Here is a 15,554-nt window from a genome sequence, read left to right as displayed (position 1 = left end):
CTCACGAACGAGTGACAGATCCCTTGACGAACCGATTCTTCGGCTGGACGTCGTCTTCCGCGGGCACCTGCGACCACGTTCTGTGACGATCCGGCCCCATCGCGCGATCCGCCCTTGCAGGCGAAGCGAGCGCGAGTGTTATTCAATGGGGGTGCGTAGGGGATCTCGGGGCTTCACCGCACGAGAGACTCTGCTACGCCTCCGGTCGTGTGCCGGGGTCGGCGAGCGAGCTGAGAGAGCCGCATGGACTCCACATCATCCCCCTTGTCCTCGTCGCCGTTCGAGCAGGTCAGCCGTGCCCTGGGGGACTACATTCCGCGGGACGGGGCGGCAGCGGCAGCCGATCCCGCCGCCCCGCAGGACGACCGCTCCGAACCTCCGTCACAGAACGGCGACCGCGCGACCACCGGTCAGGAGCAGATCCTCGGCGCCGTCAATCTGGACCTGGATCTGAGAATCACTCGCTGCAACCTGGACGCCCCTGCCTTCGAGGGGCTGATGGTCGCCGTCGGCGGGGCGTTCGCCGATCTGCTGCCTCCCGGCGACATACCGACGGTCACGCGGCGGTTGCGGCAGGTCATCGAGACGGGGGAGGCGCACGTCGCCCGGGTCCAGCGCCTGCGGCGGGACGACGGGTCGGAGCTGGTGGTCTCCATGAGCATCCTGCCCGCCGCGGCGCCCCAGAAGGGCCTGACCGTCTCCCTGATCGCCATGGCCAGGAGGCTGCATCTCTACGCTTCCGAGACCGCCATCGGGACGTCACTGGACATCGGCGAGACGGCGCAGTCGCTGGCCCAGTCCTTGCTGGTCTGGGGAGACGTGGCCGCCGTCGACCTCGACTACGCCGTGTGGACGGGCGAGGCCGTCACCGAGCAGGCGCAGGGGCGCATCCGGCTGCGGCGGGCGGCCCTGATGCCGGACAGGGCGTGGCCCGAGGGCTATCTGACGCCCGGCGACAACCTTCCCAACGAGGCGAGCCGTCTGCTGTCCCTCGCGGTCACGCGTGACGATGTCGCGCAGGCCCTCGTCATTCCGAATCGGGAGGCGATCGAGCGGGCGCTCGGCGATCCGCGGCTGGTGCGTGCCCTGGTCCCCGTCGACCGGCCGGTGAGTGTGGCGTGCATGCCGCTGGTCCTGGAAGGCTCCGAAGGCGCGCCGCCCATCGTGCTGGGCGTGGCGGAAGTGTGGCGGCGGCCGGACCGCCCCTTCCACGACAGCGAGTTGCTCGATCTCCAGGAGCTGGTGGCCAGGACCGCCCACCACGTCGATCTGGCCCGTCAGCACCAGCGCGAGCACGCCCAGGTACTGGCGCTGCAGCGCCGGCTGCTGCCGCGCGCCGGCAGCGACACCATCGAGGTCGCCAGCGTCTACCAGCCCACCACCCCCGACAGCGCGGGCGTCGGCGGTGACTGGGTGAACAGTTTTCCGCTGCCGGACGGCCGTACGGCACTCGTGGTCGGCGATGTCGTCGGGCACGGTCTGGGGGCCGCGGCGGCCATGGGCCAGCTGAGCATGGAGGCCCGGGCGCTGCTGTCGGCGGGGCTGGCGCCCGATGAGGTGCTGGCGCATCTGGACGAGACCGTCACGCTCCTCGACGACGCGGACGCCGGTCTGGCGGCCGGCTACAGCGCGCTCGGGTCGACCTGCTGCATCGCGGTCTACGATCCGGTCAGTCATCAGGTGGTCACGTCCAGTGCGGGCCACCTCCCGCCGATCCTGGTCCTCCCCGACGGGTCCGCCAGGGCTCTCGCGGCACACCCCCATCCTGGCCTGGGCACCGCATTCGCCCTGCGGGAGCCGTTCGACGTGCACACCTTCGCCGCGCCCCCGGGGTCCTTGCTCGCCCTCTACACCGACGGCCTGGTGGAGGATCCGGCGGTCTCGATCGACGAGGGCATCGACAGGCTGACGGATGCGGTGAGCAAGGTGCATCCCTGGGACGACCTGCAGCAGGTCGCACGGAGCCTGGTCGTCGAGTTCGCCTCGCGCAGCCGCCTGCGCGACGACGTGACCTTGTTGCTCGCCCGCATGGCCGGGCGTCGCAAACGGGACACCGTGGCCTGGCGGCTGCCGGCGCGCGACGACGCCGCCGCCCGGGCCCGTACGCTCGCCGCTGCCGTCCTACGGCAATGGCACGCCAAGAGCGACCCGCGCGACAGCGCGCTGCTGGTGATCAGCGAGCTGGTCACCAACGCGGTCCGCTTCGCCACCGGGCCCATCACGGTGCGGCTGATCAAGACCGGTCACAGTCTGCTGTGCGAGGTCGGTGACACCAGCAACGGCCGGCCGCGGCTGAGCCGCGGTGGCCTGCTCGACGACAGCGGGCGCGGCCTGCGCGTCGTCCACAAGCTCACCACCCGCTGGGGGGTGCGGTGGACCGACACCGGCAAGGTCGTCTGGGCGGAACTCGCCAGGTAGTACCACGGAGGGAGCGGCGCGGTGGCGCTACAGCCACTCCCCTTCCACGGCCGTGGCCGTGAGTCCCGGGGCCGCCGCGAAGAGCACGGTTCGGCTGCCCGCGTCCTGGCCGGCGTCGTGCGCCCGTCGCAGGATGTCGAACACGGCCGCACCGCCGCGGTTGCCGGTGGTGTAGCTGTCGCGGCTGTAGGCCAGGACGTCGGTCGGCCACCCGTCGGGCATCGTCTGTTCCATGTACTCCAGCACGCGGGTGCCGCCGGGGTGCGCGAGCAGAAGGTCGGGGCTCCAGGGTGTGGCGTCGTCCTGGTGGCGGCGGCGCAGCCACTCCCACATCGCGATGACCGTGTCCTGTACGGCGCGCGGCCCGCGCCGGTCCATGACGAAGTGCGTGCCGTCGTCACGGGTGTCCAGCCGGTGCAGGTCCCGGGTGCCGGGCAGGGTGTGGTGCCATGCCGCGTCCAGCCGCAATACGGACTGCGGCCTGGGGCGGCCGGTGACCACCGCGGCGACGGCGGTGTCGGCGAACAGCAGCCGGACGATCAAGGACTCCAGCGAGTCGTCCGCGGGCTGGTAGGTGGTGCTCAGCGCCTCCGATATCACGACCAGGACCACCCGGTCGGGGTCCGCGGCCACCAGGTCGGCGGCCAGCGCGAGGGAGCGGGTCCCTGCGATGCACGCCCACTGCGTGGCCGGGAGGAGAAGCACGTCATCGCGTAGCGACAGCCGGTCGGCGAGCGCTATGTCCAGTCCCGGCAGAGCCGGGGTGGTCGAGTGGCTGGTGATCAGGCAGTCGACGTCGGAGGCGTCCAGCCCCGCGATCTGCAGTGCCCCGCGCGCTGCCCGCTCGCCGTAGGCCTGTACGGCTTCCCATGCGGGCGCGGTGCGCTCCTGCACGGTCTGCGGCGCCGGTATCGCCTCGAGTGCGGCGATCGCGCGGTCCACTTCCTGCTCGGTGAATCCGTCGCGGATCAGTGCCTGCCGGGCCGGTGCGACGCCCGGAGTCCGCAGGCCGCTCCCGCCACTGGACGCGACGGCGGTGGCCAGCGGCAGCATCCACCCGCGGGAAGCGATGCCGGTACTGGCAGCGATGCCGTCGATGCGCGGCAGCCATGGCGCGCTGGGGTGCCGGTCACGTACTTCCGTCAGGATCTGGCTGGTCTCCACGGCGTGCTCGCCGTGTATCACCGCGGGAGGGCACAGATAAGCGGTCACAGTACGCACCTTTCTACGCAGGACTATCGAAAGTTACGAAGCATATGAAATGGGTCACTTCGTCAATCAGTGGTCAAGTAGGCGTCATTGAACTCCACTTATGACGTTATATACCTTTTTCGGGCAGATGAGACCAGACTGTGAGAAGGCTCTCTGTGGCCCACGCCACTCCGGGAACTCCACGATCGCCCGAGGGCGCGGGCGACCAGGGGTGACGGTGTGTCAGTACTCCCGGGCCGTGCGCTGGACGCACAAATGGCCGCCGCCGCATTTCTGCGACAACGGCCATCGTCCGCACCATCACGACCAGCCCCCGGGACGGTCACCCGACCGACCGGCCGGACCCCGGGGCGTGCGGGTCAGCCGCCCTGACCGGCGTTTCCGACCGGGCCGACCTTCACCGGGGAGCCGGTGCCGTCCGTGACGGGCAGCGTGGCGCCTCCCGGCCAGGCGAGGGTGACCGTCTTCGTCTCGTCCGGCGGGGTCACCAGCAGCCCCGTGATGCGGACGCCGGAGCCACCCGACTTGTTGATCGGGTAGTTGATGCCGAAGAACGTCGACTGCCCGTCCTTCAGGATGGTCGAGGTGGCCCGCTCACCGGTGCGCTTCGCGGACAACGACCCCGCGTTGGTCTTCAGGTCGACCCCCGGGTACCCGGAGATGGCGCAGTCCCGGCCGCCGCCGTTCTTCAGCTGCACCGTGACGCTGCCATCGGGGTCGCCGTCGATGGTGCTTTCCTTCGCCGTGATCTCCAGCTCGTCGGTACGGCACTTGCCGACCTTGCCGTTCTGGTTGGAGCCGGTCCCGGCGGCCGTGCCCTGCCCTCCGGAACTCTTCCCTGCGGAGTTCTTGGCGCCACCCTGATCCGAACCGCCCGAGCTCGAACCGCCCGAGCTCGAACCGCCGGCCGAGGAAGACGCGGTGGACGCGGGCGACGGGTCGCTCTGTCCCGTGACGTCATCGCCGTTGCAGGCCGTGAGCGACAGGCTCGCGGCGACGGCCAGGGCGGCGAGGGTGAGCTGGTGAACGCGCATCGTTTCTTCCTCAGTATCGGTAAGTGGTGCCGGCTGCTCGTACGAGTGGGTACGAGCGAGCGCTTCTGATCACCAGGACCACCCGGCCGGGTGAACCGTTCCGCCCAACTGCCCGCTAATACATTCCTGTTACACGCACAGCCGCCGCCCACAGGGACGGACCCGTCAGTCTGCGGACCTCGACTCGCCGCCGCGAAGTGGTGCCCTGCGGCAAGAACCGGGGGGCCGTTCCATCCGCAGGCACCAATCGTGCGGCTCGAAGGGGACCTACTCTCCGTTCCAGCCATCCCTTCTGCCCAGAAAGGCCGCTCATGTTCGAGGAGCTGCACCGTCGCGCCGTCGTCGCCGACGCCCACAACGATCTGTTGACGGCGGTCGCCGCCCGGCCCCCGAAGCGCTGGGGCTCCTTCTTCAGGGAGCGCTGGCTGCCGCAACTGCGAGCGGGAGGGATCGACCTGCAGGTGCTGCCCGTGTTCATCGACGCGCCGTACCAACCCGAGGGTGCGCTGCGGCAGACGCTGCGGATGATCGAGTGTGCCCACGTCCTGGCCGAGGAGAACGCCGATCGGGTCGCGCTGTGCCGCACCGGCGCGGACATCGACGCCGCCCTGGTCCAGGAGAAGATCGCTCTCGTGCTCGCGCTCGAAAGCGCCCCCGGCGTCGGCGCGTCCACCGAGCTCTTCTCGACCCTGCACCGCCTCGGCGTGCGCATCGCCTCCATCGCCCACTGGGGCCGCACCCCGCTCGCCGACGGCAGCCGCGAGGACGCTACCGGCAGCCGCCTCACCGCTCCCGGTGTCGAGGCCGTCCGCGAGATGGAGCGCCTCGGCATCCTCTTCGACATCTCCCACCTCGGTCGGAGCGGCGTCGAGCATGTCCTGGAGCTGGCCACCCGCCCCGTGATCGCCACGCACTCCTGCGCCCGCGCCCTGCGCGACCACCACCGCAATCTGTCAGACGAGCAGATCCGTGGTGTGGCGGCGACCGGGGGGCTGGTCTCCGTGGCGTTCGTGCCCGACTTCCTCACCGATACCCAGGACAAGGTCCACGTCGACAGGATCGTCGACCACATCGAGCACATCGTCTCGCTGGTCGGCGCCGACCATGTCGGCATCGGTCCCGACTTCGTCCGCGAGGTCATAGCCGACACCACTCCGCCCTGCTGCGAGGACTTCGCGGACGCCGACGACCCCTCGTTCACCTTCCCCGGGATGGAGGCCCCGGCCGACCTGCCCCAGCTGACCAGGGCCCTGCTCGCCCGCGGTCTGCCCGAAGGCGACATTCTCAAGATCATCGGTGGCAATCTGCACGCATTCCTCGGCGCGCACCTCTGAACGCGGTTCCCGACGCGTACGGGCCCCGGCCGAACCGGCCGGGGCCCGTACGCGTCCTCGCCCCGGGAGCGATTGGTCGGGCCGGCTGAACAGCGCACGTCGATCCTGCCGGAATCGACAGATCCGCACGCGGGACGTTTCGAGACCCTGGGGCCATGACACCGGGAAACATGCTGATCGCCGATATCGAACGACTTGTCCGCTGCGAGTCGCCGTCCGAGGACCTGGCGGCGGTCGCCCGCAGTGCGGAGGTGGTCGCGGCGGTGGGGGCCGCGCGGATGGGCGCGGAGCCCGAGCGGGTCGTCATCGACGGCCGGACCCATCTGCGCTGGCGGTTCGGCGGCGAGCCCAGGGTGCTGGTCCTCGGCCACCACGACACGGTGTGGCCGATCGGCACGCTGGAGCGGCTCCCGTTCGAGGTCCGCGAGGGTGTCCTGCGCGGGCCCGGCTGCTTCGACATGAAGGCGGGGCTGGTGATGGCCTTCCACGCGGTGGCCGCGCTGGACGACACGGCAGGCGTGACCGTGCTGATCACGGGTGACGAGGAGCCGGGGTCGCCCACCTCACGTGCGCTGATCGAGGACGAGGCACGCGGGTGTGACGCCGTGCTGGTGCTGGAGGCCGCGGGTCCCGGCGGGGCGTTGAAGACCGCGCGCAAGGGCGTGTCCCGCTACGAGGTCCGCATCACCGGGCGGGCGGCCCATGCCGGGCTCGAACCGGAGAAGGGGGTGAACGCGGCCCTGGAATCGGCCCATCAGATCGTGGCCGTGGCCGCGCTGAGCGGCGGGGGCACCACGGTGACCCCGACCAGGGCCCGGGCGGGCACCACGGTGAACACGGTCCCGGGAAGCGCTGTTTTCGAGGTGGACGTGCGGACGTGGACGCAGGAGGAGCAGGACCGGGTCCACGGCGCCATGCTCGCCCTGCGGCCGCACCTCGACGGGGCCGAGGTAGCGGTGACGGGCGGCCCGAACCGCCCGCCCCTGCAGGCCGAGGCGTCCAAGGACCTGTTCGAGCTGGCCTGCCGGCTCACAGCCGAGCCGCTGACGTCCACGGCTGTCGGCGGCGCCTCCGACGGCAATCTGACCGCGGGCATCGGCATCCCCACCCTGGACGGACTGGGCGCGGTGGGCGGTGGGGCCCACGCCGATGACGAACACGTCATCGTCGGGGAACTGCCCGGACGCACACGACTGCTGGGGGACCTGCTGGGTTGTCTGCTCGAACGAAATCCGGGCGTCCGTTCCATCCAGCCGGACCAGCTGACCGTGACGAGCGACTGGAAGCATGATCAGCGTGATTGAAGACATCCGTCTCCTGGAGAGCGTCAGCGACCTGGAGGCCGTCCGGCGCCTGTATGAGCGCATCTGGCGCACCGGGGCGAGCAACCCGCCGGTGACCGCCGATTTCCTGCGCGCGCTGGCCAAAGCCGGCGGTTACGTGAGCGGGGCCTACGAGGACGACGAACTGGTGGGTGCCTGTTTCGGCTTCTTCGCTCCGCCGGCCCGCGAGGCCCTGCACAGCCATATAGCCGGCGTGCTCGCGCAGGCGCAGGGGCGCAATGTGGGGTTCGCCCTGAAGCTCCATCAGCGGGCCTGGGCACTGGCACAGGGCGCCACCGAGATCTGGTGGACCTACGACCCGCTGATCCGGCGCAACGCCTACTTCAACCTGGTCAAGCTGGCCGCCGAGCCGACCGAGTACCTGCCGGACTTCTACGGTCCGATGGATGACGACGTCAACCGCAGCGACCCCACGGACCGGCTCTTCGTCCGCTGGCGCCTCTCGTCCCCCGACGTCACGGCCGCCTGCGCGGGCACACCCCGGGAAACGGCGGTCGCCGCGGCCGCGATGCTCGACATCGGTCCGGAAGGGCGCCCCTGGGCACGGCAGACCGCGGCGAAGCTCGTCAAGGTCGCCGTCCCCGACGACATCGAGGCACTCCGGGCACATGATCCGGCGCTGGCCGCCGAATGGCGTGCGGCGCTCAGGGAGGTCCTCGGCGGGTTGATGGGGGACGGCGGAAGGATCGCCGGTTTCGACCGGGCCGGCTGGTACACCGTGGAGAGAGCATGAAGATCACCGGAGTAGAGCTCCGCACCGTTCGGATGCCGCTTGTGGCACCGTTCCGTACGAGTTTCGGGACCGAAACGGTCCGTGAGGCCGTCCTGCTGCGGGCGGTGGCCGACGAGGCCGAGGGCTGGGGCGAGTGCTGCGCGGGCACCGCACCCCTGTACTCCTCCGAGTACACGCAGGCCGCGGCCGACGTCCTGACCCGCTACCTGATCCCGGCCATGACGGGCGTCAGCGGCGCCCACCAGGTGGGGCCCGCCCTCGCCGCGTTCAAGGGTCACCGCACGGCCAAGGCGGCGCTGGAGATGGCGGTGCTGGACGCCGAACTCAGAGCGCGCGACCAGCCGCTGAGCCAGGCCTTCGGCGCCACCAGGACCCACGTCCCCTGCGGCGTCTCGGTAGGCATCACCGACACGATTCCGGAGCTCCTGGACGTCGTCGCGGAATACCTCGCATCGGGCTACCGGCGGATCAAGCTGAAGATCGAGCCGGGCTGGGACATCGAGCCGGTCGCGGCGGTACGCGAGCGCTTCGGCGACATCCCGCTCCAGGTCGACGCGAACGCGGCGTACCGGCTCCACCAGGCCAGGCACCTGGCCCGGCTCGACCCCTTCGATCTGATCCTGCTCGAGCAGCCCCTGGCCGAGGACGACCTCCTGGGCCATGCGGAGTTGGCGAAACGCCTCACGACGCCGATCTGCCTGGACGAGTCGATCGTCGACGCGCGCGCCGCCGCCACCGCGATCAAGCTGAAGGCCTGTCAGATCGTGAACATCAAACCCGGCCGCGTCGGCGGTTACCTGGAGGCCAAGCGCATCCACGACGTCTGTGTCGCCAACGACATCCCGGTCTGGTGCGGCGGCATGCTGGAGACCGGTCTCGGCCGGGCGGCGAATGTCGCACTGGCGGCGCTGCCCGGATTCCGGCTTCCCGGCGACACCTCGGCGTCCGACCGCTACTACACCACCGACATCACCCCGCCGTTCCTGCTCGAGGAGGGCCGGCTGCGGGTGCCGACCGGCCCTGGCCTGGGCGTGACCCCGATCCCGGAGCTTCTCGAAGCGGTGACGGTCAGCACGATGTGGATACCCGTATGAGCGGAAGAGCGCCTAGCATGATTCCGTCAGACAGGAAGAAAGGCCACGTCCCGGGGCCTCACGAGCTTCGGACGGGTGGGTGATTCTGTGACCGGCCTTGCCCGCGTTCTGGAGGAGCTCGGTTCGACCCTCCTCCACCTGGTCTGTGGAGAGCTGCCGCAGAAGGAGATCGGCGGCGTCGTCATCCACGACCCGCTGGACGAGCCCGAGCTGCCGGACAACGCCCTGGTCCTGGGGGTGGGTCTGCGCGACGACCTGCCAGGGGTCGTCGCCCGGCTCGGTGGGCGGGGAGCGGTCGGCCTCGTCGTCCGCGGACCGGTCGAGCCCGATGAACAGCTGGTCGCGGCGTCACGGGATTCCGGCGTCGCCGTCCTCGCGTTCACCCGCGGCGCCTCGTGGAACCATCTGACCGGCATGCTCCGCACCCTGACCGCGGAAAGCGATCCGTACGACGCGAACGGCCACACGCGTTCGGGTGATCTGTTCGCCGTGGCCAACGCCATCGCGGCCCTGCTCGACGCACCGGTCACCATCGAGGACCGCAACTCTCGCCTGCTGGCCTTCTCCAGCCGCCAGGAGGAGGTCGACCCGTCCCGCGTCCAGACCATTCTCGGCCGGCAGGTCCCGGTCCACTACACCCGCATCCTGGAGGAACGCGGCGTCTTCCAGTCGATCTACCGCAGCAACCGTCCGGTCTTCGTGGCCCCGCTGCCCGAGTCCGGCGAGCTCCCGCGCGTGGCCATCGCGGTACGCGCCGGCGATGAGATTCTCGGGACGATCTGGGCGGTCGTCCCCGAGCCCCTCGACGAGGAGCGGAGCGAGTCGCTCTTCGAGGCCTCCAAACTCGTCGCCATGCACATGGTCTGGCAGCGCGCCGACGCCGACAGCGAGCGGCGCCTGCGCGCGGACCTGCTGAGCGCCGCCCTGGGGAGCGGGCCGGGGAGCCGTGAGGCCGTGCAACGCCTCGGGCTCAGGGACGAGCGGGCGATCGTCATGGCGCTCACCGCGGCGCCCGCCGCGACCGAGGCGCCCGCCCAGGCGGGCGCGGACCGCAAACGCCTCGCCGATGCCTTCGCCATGCACCTCGCCGCGGCGCACCCGCGCGCCGTCGCCGCGCTGATCGGCGATGTCGCGTACGGCATCCTGCCGCTGGCCCGCCACGACGCCGAGGAACGCCCGAGGGTGATCGCCGCCGAGTTCCTGGCCCGGGTGGGCTCTCGCCTGCGCCCGCTGATCGGCGTCGGCCGGCTCGCCGACGACATCTCGGCGCTCGCCCGGTCGCGGTCCAGCGCCGAGCAGGCCCTGCGCGTCCTGCGCGCGGGAGTGCTCGACCAGCAGGTCGCGCTGTTCGACGAGGTCCACGTCGAGGCGTTGCTGCTGGAACTCGCCGACCTGGTCCCCCAGGCCGACCTGCCCAGCGGCGCCATCGCCCGCATCGTCGGCTACGACAGCGACCACCAGGCGAACCTCGCTGAGACCCTGCGCGCCTGGCTGGACGCTTTCGGCGACGTAGCGGAGGCGTCCGCGGCGATGTTCGTGCACCCCAGCACCTTCCGCTACCGCCTGCGGCGGGCCGCCGAGGTCGGAGGAATCGATCTCGGCGACACGAACGCCCGGCTGGCCGCGATGGTCCAGTTGCGCCTGATGCACATCAGATCCGCAGGCCGAGACTCCTGATCAGGAAGGCCAGCCACTCGGTCTCCTGCTCGACCGCGACCTCGTTCCCGGTCGCCGCGCCGTGTCCGGCGTCGTCGAACACATGGAGCAGGATCGGCGCGTCGCCCTCCTGGGCGGCCTGCAGGCGGGCCGCGAACTTCCGCGCATGCCAGGGCCTGCACCGCGGATCGATCGCCCCCGCCTGCACGTACACCGCCGGGAACGTGCCGGGACGCACCAGCTCGTAGGGCGACAGTCGAAGGAACCGTCGTACATCGGCGGGGTCGTCGGGGTCGCCCCAGGCCTTCCGGAGCACGAAGTCCATGTAGGGATCGCGGATCCCCCCGATCAGGTCGAGCAGGGGCGCGCGGGGCAGCACGGCGCGCCAGAGGTCGGGCCGGGTGGTGAGGGCGACTCCGCACATCAGGCCGCCGTCGGACCCTCCGGACAGGGCGAGGCGGTCCGGGGTCGCACGGCCGGTGGCGATGAGATGCTCGGCCACCGCGACGAGATCGGTGTCCCGCACCCGCTTGCGTTCCCGGTGCGCGGCCAGCCACCAGTCCCGGCCGAACTCGCCGCCACCCCGCAGATGAGCCAGGACCACGACTCCGCCGGCGGCGACGAAGGCGGCCAGATCACTCTGGTAGGACGGCAGCAGCGGCACGTTCGCCGCGCCGTAGGCGTACACCAGGACCGGACCCGAGCCCTGTCCCACCATGTGGTAAGGGATCGGGACGCCGTCGGACGCGATGGCCTGGTCCTGCTCCACGGTGGCGTCGAGAGTCACGGTGGGGGCGGCCAGCGTCTCGAGCGGTGCGCCCGGCCGGTGGCCGTACACGCCCCAGGAGCTGGTCGGTGTGGAGAAGGCGAACACGAAGGAGGGGGCGGGGTTGCCCACGGCCAGCCCCGTCAGCGGAAAGTGCGGTGCGGCCAGGGCCCCGCGTCCCGGCAGCGGCAGCTCCCCCACGACCGTCCCCGACCGGTCGAGGATCCGGACCCTGGCGAAGGTCCGGTCGAACTCGCTGAGATAGAGATGGTCTCCGACCGGGGTGAGCGACCGCAGTACCGTGTCGCCCTCGGGTACGAGGTCGACCCAGTCCGACGGGTCCTCCAGCGAAATGGCCACCACCCGCCCGCGCGGGGCGTCCACGTCCGTCACCGCGACATAGCGGTCGCCGACGATGTGTCCGGCGACCGTCCCCTGGCAGTCGGTGAGGAACGGCCTCCACTCCTGGCCCGGACGGCGGACCGCGATCGGGATCGGGCTGCCCACCCGGTGTGCGGCGACCTCCCATCGCTCGCCGGCCTGGATGAGCGTGTACTCCCGGGATGCCCCCACCGGGACGGGCTCCACCGTGGTGCCGGCCCCCAGGCGGTGGAAGAACACCGCCTGCCGGAACTCCTCCGGTGACCCGGTGAGCGCGAAGAAGTAGAACCCGCCGGAGTCCGGCAGCCAGGACACGCCGCCTGCCCACGCACTGTGCAGGACCTGCGGCGGGGCGCCGCCCAGCTCCCGTCCGCCGGCCACGTCGAAGAGCCGGATCGTGTTGTGCTCGGTGCCGTCCGGGCAGACCCCGACGGCCAGGACCCGTCCGTCCGGTGAGGGCGCCAGCCAGGACAGCACTCCCTCGTCCAGGCCCGCGATCCGCCGCCCCGGCCCGTACGGGGTCCCGGCGACGACCACGTCGGACCCGTGGACGCGAAACCATCGACCGGCCGCGTACCGGGGCAGGTCGGGCCGGGCTCCGGCGTGCTGGGCCAGCACCAGGTCCCGCACGGCGGACCGGTCCAGGCCGTCGAAGACGACGGAGGTGGCGAGTTCGGCCTGTTCCCGCTGCCACTCCCGCACCTCGGACGTCTCGTCCTCCAGCCATCTGTACGGGTCCGGCACCCGGACCCCCGCGACGTCCGCGACGACCTCGACGGTCCGGGCGGGCGGATACTTCATCGGTACTCCTGGAACTCGGCGCGGAGCCGTTCGAAGGCCCCGGGGATCAATGTGGCGTGGTCGAGGTGGATCAGTGCGTCGTAGTCCGCGCCCGGCTCGCCGGGCCCGGTCGGCTCCCGTTCCGCCAGGAGGACATCGCAGTCGAACGGCCGCGGTGACCGCTCGACGAACCGGATCACCGGCCCCGAGCCGCAGGTCATCCCGACGACGGCCAACTCGGGGCCCAGCGCCGCATCCAGCAGGCCGCCCATCATCGGGCGCCCCTCGAACGGCGTCCGCTGCACATGCGCGTTGTGCGCACTGACAACGATGCGTTCCTCCCGGTCCAGAACCCACCGCACAGTCTCTGCCATGAAGCGGTCCCTCGGGTAGGGCCTCCCGGCCGGGACCAGGTCCAGTTCCGCGAGGAACGCCGCGATGGAGGCCGCTGCCCGGCGCACCACCTCGTCCGAGGCTCCGGCGGCACGCGCCACCAGCGCATTCAGGCCCGCCAGCAACCGCTGCCGCTCGGCAGGCGACAGGGCCGCGAACCGGACCGCCGCCTCGGTCCGGCCGCCCAGTTCGCTCAGGCCGATCAGTTCTCGCAGGTCCCAGCCGGGCATCCGGTCCGAGATCACCCGAACCGCCGGTCCGGGCGAGGTGGCGGAGCCCGGCAGGTCCATCCCGTAGAAGCCGACCCCGGCGGAGCGCATCCACGCCAACTGCCGGTGCATCGGCGCGCACTCACCGAACCGGTAGGTGATGCCGTCCCGGGCGACGTCCGGCACCTCGCCCGGGCCGCCGCGGAGCCAGGCGTCGACGCCCAGCCCCTCGGCGAACCCGGACTCCATGACGAAGGCGGTGAACCCGTGCTGCTCCACCAGATACCGGAGGATCCGGTCCTTGAGCTCGTAGAACTCGGTGACGTTGTGCGCGTCCTCCCCGAGCGCGACCACCCGGACGTGGTCGGGCAGCTCGGTGATCAGCTGTGGAAATACCATTGTTCCGGCGCGTAGAGGCTGCTGAGCAGCGCTTGGAACGAGGACCCCGGTCCGGACAGCGTGTTCTTCCAGACCACCAGGGTGTTCGGGGTGGGCAGGAAGAGCGCGGGCAGGTCCTTGCCGAGTGCGGTGACCTCGGCGGAGAGCGCCTTGGAGTCCGCGCCGAAGGTCGATGCGTTGATCAGCTTGTCGGCCGCGGGGTCGGCGTAGGAGCCCAGGTTGAAGCTCCCGTCCGTGTTGAAGACCGTGTTGCTGCTCGGGTATCCGGCCGCGAGGTAGAGCGGTCCGTAGTCCTGCATCGCCCACTCGTTCGCCTTGGCCGGCGCGAAGGAGTTGCCGTAGTTGGCGTACATGTAGTTGAGGGACTTCGTCACGAGGTCGACCTGGATGCCGAGCTTCTTGGCCGCCGACGCGAAGGCCACGTCACGGGCGCCGACGTACTTGGGGGTGTCGGCCGAGGCGAGGGTGAACCTGAACGCCTGCCCCTGCTGGATCCCCGAGCCGCAGAGCGCGGGCTTCTCGCAGGTGGTCGCACCGTCGGGGACGACCTTCCAGCCGTGGTCGGCGAGCAGCTTGCGGGCCGCCTCCGGATCGTACGCATAGGGTGCGGTGCTGCCGAAGGCCGGCGGATAGGGTGAGTCGGCGCCGGCCGTGCTGTAGTTCTCCGAACCGGCGCCGCCGTAGATGCCGCGGCCGGCGATGTAGCCCTTCTGGTCGATCAGCCGCTGAAGGGCTTGCCGGACGTAGGGCTGGGCGATCACTTTGTCGAAGCCGTTGACGGTGTTCTTGAAGTTGATCGTGAGGGAGTCGAACCGGGCCGGCGCCGGAGCGCCGTAGACGTTGTACCCCTTGGTCTTCAGGGCGCCGACCTGCGAGATGAAACCGGAGTCCAGGGTGCCGACGGTGAGGTTGCCGGCCTTGAACTGGTTGAGGACCGCGGCGGCGGAGGTGAACGCCTTGAAGTCGACCTGGTCGAGCCGCTTCTCACCCGGCCCGCTGTAGGCCTTGTTCGCCACCAGGGAGAAGGAGCCGGTCGTCGGGTCGAAGGCCTTCAGCCGGAACGGTCCGTTGACCACCTGCCAGAGCGGGTTGGTCGCGAACGACTTCTGGTCGCTCGACTCCTTGGTGAGGTGGTCGTAGATCGCCTTGGCGTTCCTGGGCTGGGTGAAGTCCAGATGCGGGCCGCCGGTACGGGCGATGTTCCACTCGGCCGACGGCATGATGTACAGCAGGGACAGCATGGAGAGCAGGTAGGACGGGTTGTAGGCGGTGTCCAGGGTGAGGCTCAGGGTGTCCGTCGCGGTCGCCTTGGCGCTGATTCCGTCCGGGAACTGCCCCGGGGTGTAGAAGCTCCAGTTGGCCGGGCTCCCGGCCAGCGCGGCCTTGAGCAGATCGAGGGAGAAGACGACGTCATCGGCGGTGACCGGTCTCCCGCTGGACCACTTGTAGCCCTTCATCCTGATCGTCGCGGTCTTGCGGTCCTGGCTGTAGACCGGCAGTTCGGCCAGGCTCGGCCCGGTGTCGACGATCTGGTCGCCCGCGCCGCTCGGCCGGTAGAGCGAACGCCACAGCTGGCCGCGGGCGATCACCGTGCCGCTCGCCGAGGCCGGCGGGTAGGGGTAGATGTAGTTCGGGCTGAGCCCCGGCGTCAGCGCCACGACGGCCGTGCCGCCGTTCTTGGGCACGCCGGTCTGCTTCGGGGGCGTCTTGGCGATGTCGTCCGCCGTGCCACCGCCTCCGCCGCACGCCGCCGTCGCGAGCAGGACGACGAGCGCTGTCGAGATGCGTCCACGCATGGTGCT

Annotated in this window: 11 protein-coding genes; 6 read left to right on the top strand and 5 right to left on the bottom strand. The window is 70.7% G+C overall.

The genetic code is table 11. From position 1 onward, the window contains the following. Positions 1-243: 243 nt before the first annotated feature. On the top strand, positions 244-2,418 hold the full coding sequence (locus tag LNW72_RS39505) for a SpoIIE family protein phosphatase (protein ID WP_250979843.1): 2,175 nt from the start codon (positions 244-246) through the stop codon (positions 2,416-2,418). A 27-nt stretch (positions 2,419-2,445) separates the two neighbouring features. Here the strand turns inward: LNW72_RS39505 and LNW72_RS39500 are convergent, their stop codons facing one another. Further along, positions 2,446-3,630 (bottom strand): type III polyketide synthase, encoded by a 1,185-nt coding sequence (locus tag LNW72_RS39500; protein ID WP_250979842.1) that lies wholly within the window; start codon positions 3,628-3,630, stop codon positions 2,446-2,448. A 359-nt stretch (positions 3,631-3,989) separates the two neighbouring features. Then, the gene (locus LNW72_RS39495) at positions 3,990-4,664 is read right to left on the bottom strand and encodes a DUF4232 domain-containing protein (RefSeq protein ID WP_250979841.1); all 675 of its coding nucleotides are present in this window, start codon (positions 4,662-4,664) and stop codon (positions 3,990-3,992) included. Between the two features lie 311 nt (positions 4,665-4,975). Between LNW72_RS39495 and LNW72_RS39490 the strand changes: the two genes are divergently transcribed. The 5 genes from LNW72_RS39490 to LNW72_RS39470 all read left to right on the top strand — a co-directional run bounded on the left by LNW72_RS39490 (position 4,976) and on the right by LNW72_RS39470 (position 10,845). Further along, positions 4,976-5,998, top strand: coding sequence for a dipeptidase (locus tag LNW72_RS39490; protein ID WP_250979840.1), 1,023 nt, complete (start codon positions 4,976-4,978; stop codon positions 5,996-5,998). 155 nt (positions 5,999-6,153) lie between these two features. Further along, complete coding sequence (locus tag LNW72_RS39485) at positions 6,154-7,302, top strand: M20 family metallopeptidase (RefSeq protein ID WP_250979839.1); 1,149 nt, start codon at positions 6,154-6,156, stop codon at positions 7,300-7,302. Further along, positions 7,295-8,074: a GNAT family N-acetyltransferase gene (locus tag LNW72_RS39480; RefSeq protein WP_374117384.1), complete on the top strand. Its 780-nt coding sequence runs from the start codon at positions 7,295-7,297 to the stop codon at positions 8,072-8,074. Before LNW72_RS39485 ends, LNW72_RS39480 begins: the two co-directional genes overlap by 8 nt. Then, positions 8,071-9,168, top strand: coding sequence for an o-succinylbenzoate synthase (gene menC / locus LNW72_RS39475; protein ID WP_250979837.1), 1,098 nt, complete (start codon positions 8,071-8,073; stop codon positions 9,166-9,168). Before LNW72_RS39480 ends, menC begins: the two co-directional genes overlap by 4 nt. A gap of 75 nt (positions 9,169-9,243) precedes the next feature. Beyond that, positions 9,244-10,845: a helix-turn-helix domain-containing protein gene (locus LNW72_RS39470; protein WP_250979836.1), complete on the top strand. Its 1,602-nt coding sequence runs from the start codon at positions 9,244-9,246 to the stop codon at positions 10,843-10,845. On the opposite strand, the gene LNW72_RS39465 is transcribed toward LNW72_RS39470, so the two are convergent. Genes LNW72_RS39465 through LNW72_RS39455 form a run of 3 tightly spaced genes read right to left on the bottom strand, consistent with a single transcriptional unit; the run spans position 10,820 to position 15,548 of the window. Beyond that, a complete protein-coding gene (locus tag LNW72_RS39465) occupies positions 10,820-12,772 on the bottom strand; it encodes a prolyl oligopeptidase family serine peptidase (protein ID WP_250979835.1) in 1,953 nt (650 codons plus the stop codon). The two genes, LNW72_RS39470 and LNW72_RS39465, sit on opposite strands and share 26 nt — an antisense overlap. Next, positions 12,769-13,752, bottom strand: a complete 984-nt coding sequence (locus LNW72_RS39460) for an erythromycin esterase family protein (RefSeq protein WP_250979834.1) — start codon at positions 13,750-13,752, stop codon at positions 12,769-12,771. Before LNW72_RS39460 ends, LNW72_RS39465 begins: the two co-directional genes overlap by 4 nt. Continuing rightward, a complete protein-coding gene (locus LNW72_RS39455; RefSeq protein WP_250979833.1) occupies positions 13,734-15,548 on the bottom strand; it encodes an ABC transporter substrate-binding protein in 1,815 nt (604 codons plus the stop codon). The genes LNW72_RS39460 and LNW72_RS39455 overlap by 19 nt, the downstream gene beginning before the upstream one ends. Positions 15,549-15,554 lie beyond the last annotated feature (6 nt).

This window comes from Streptomyces sp. RKAG293 (assembly GCF_023701745.1).
GTDB lineage: Bacteria > Actinomycetota > Actinomycetes > Streptomycetales > Streptomycetaceae > Actinacidiphila.
This window is presented reverse-complemented; position numbering and strand designations above follow the sequence as displayed.

Bases quoted from the DNA above. Each gene is read 5' to 3' on its own strand.
- LNW72_RS39505 (WP_250979843.1), top strand. From the start codon at position 244: ATGGACTCCACATCATCCCCCTTGTCCTCGTCGCCGTTCGAGCAGGTC.
- LNW72_RS39495 (WP_250979841.1), bottom strand. From the start codon at position 4,664: ATGCGCGTTCACCAGCTCACCCTCGCCGCCCTGGCCGTCGCCGCGAGC.
- LNW72_RS39490 (WP_250979840.1), top strand. From the start codon at position 4,976: ATGTTCGAGGAGCTGCACCGTCGCGCCGTCGTCGCCGACGCCCACAAC.
- LNW72_RS39485 (WP_250979839.1), top strand. From the start codon at position 6,154: ATGACACCGGGAAACATGCTGATCGCCGATATCGAACGACTTGTCCGC.
- menC (WP_250979837.1), top strand. From the start codon at position 8,071: ATGAAGATCACCGGAGTAGAGCTCCGCACCGTTCGGATGCCGCTTGTG.
- LNW72_RS39465 (WP_250979835.1), bottom strand. From the start codon at position 12,772: ATGAAGTATCCGCCCGCCCGGACCGTCGAGGTCGTCGCGGACGTCGCG.
- LNW72_RS39460 (WP_250979834.1), bottom strand. From the start codon at position 13,752: ATGGTATTTCCACAGCTGATCACCGAGCTGCCCGACCACGTCCGGGTG.
- LNW72_RS39455 (WP_250979833.1), bottom strand. From the start codon at position 15,548: ATGCGTGGACGCATCTCGACAGCGCTCGTCGTCCTGCTCGCGACGGCG.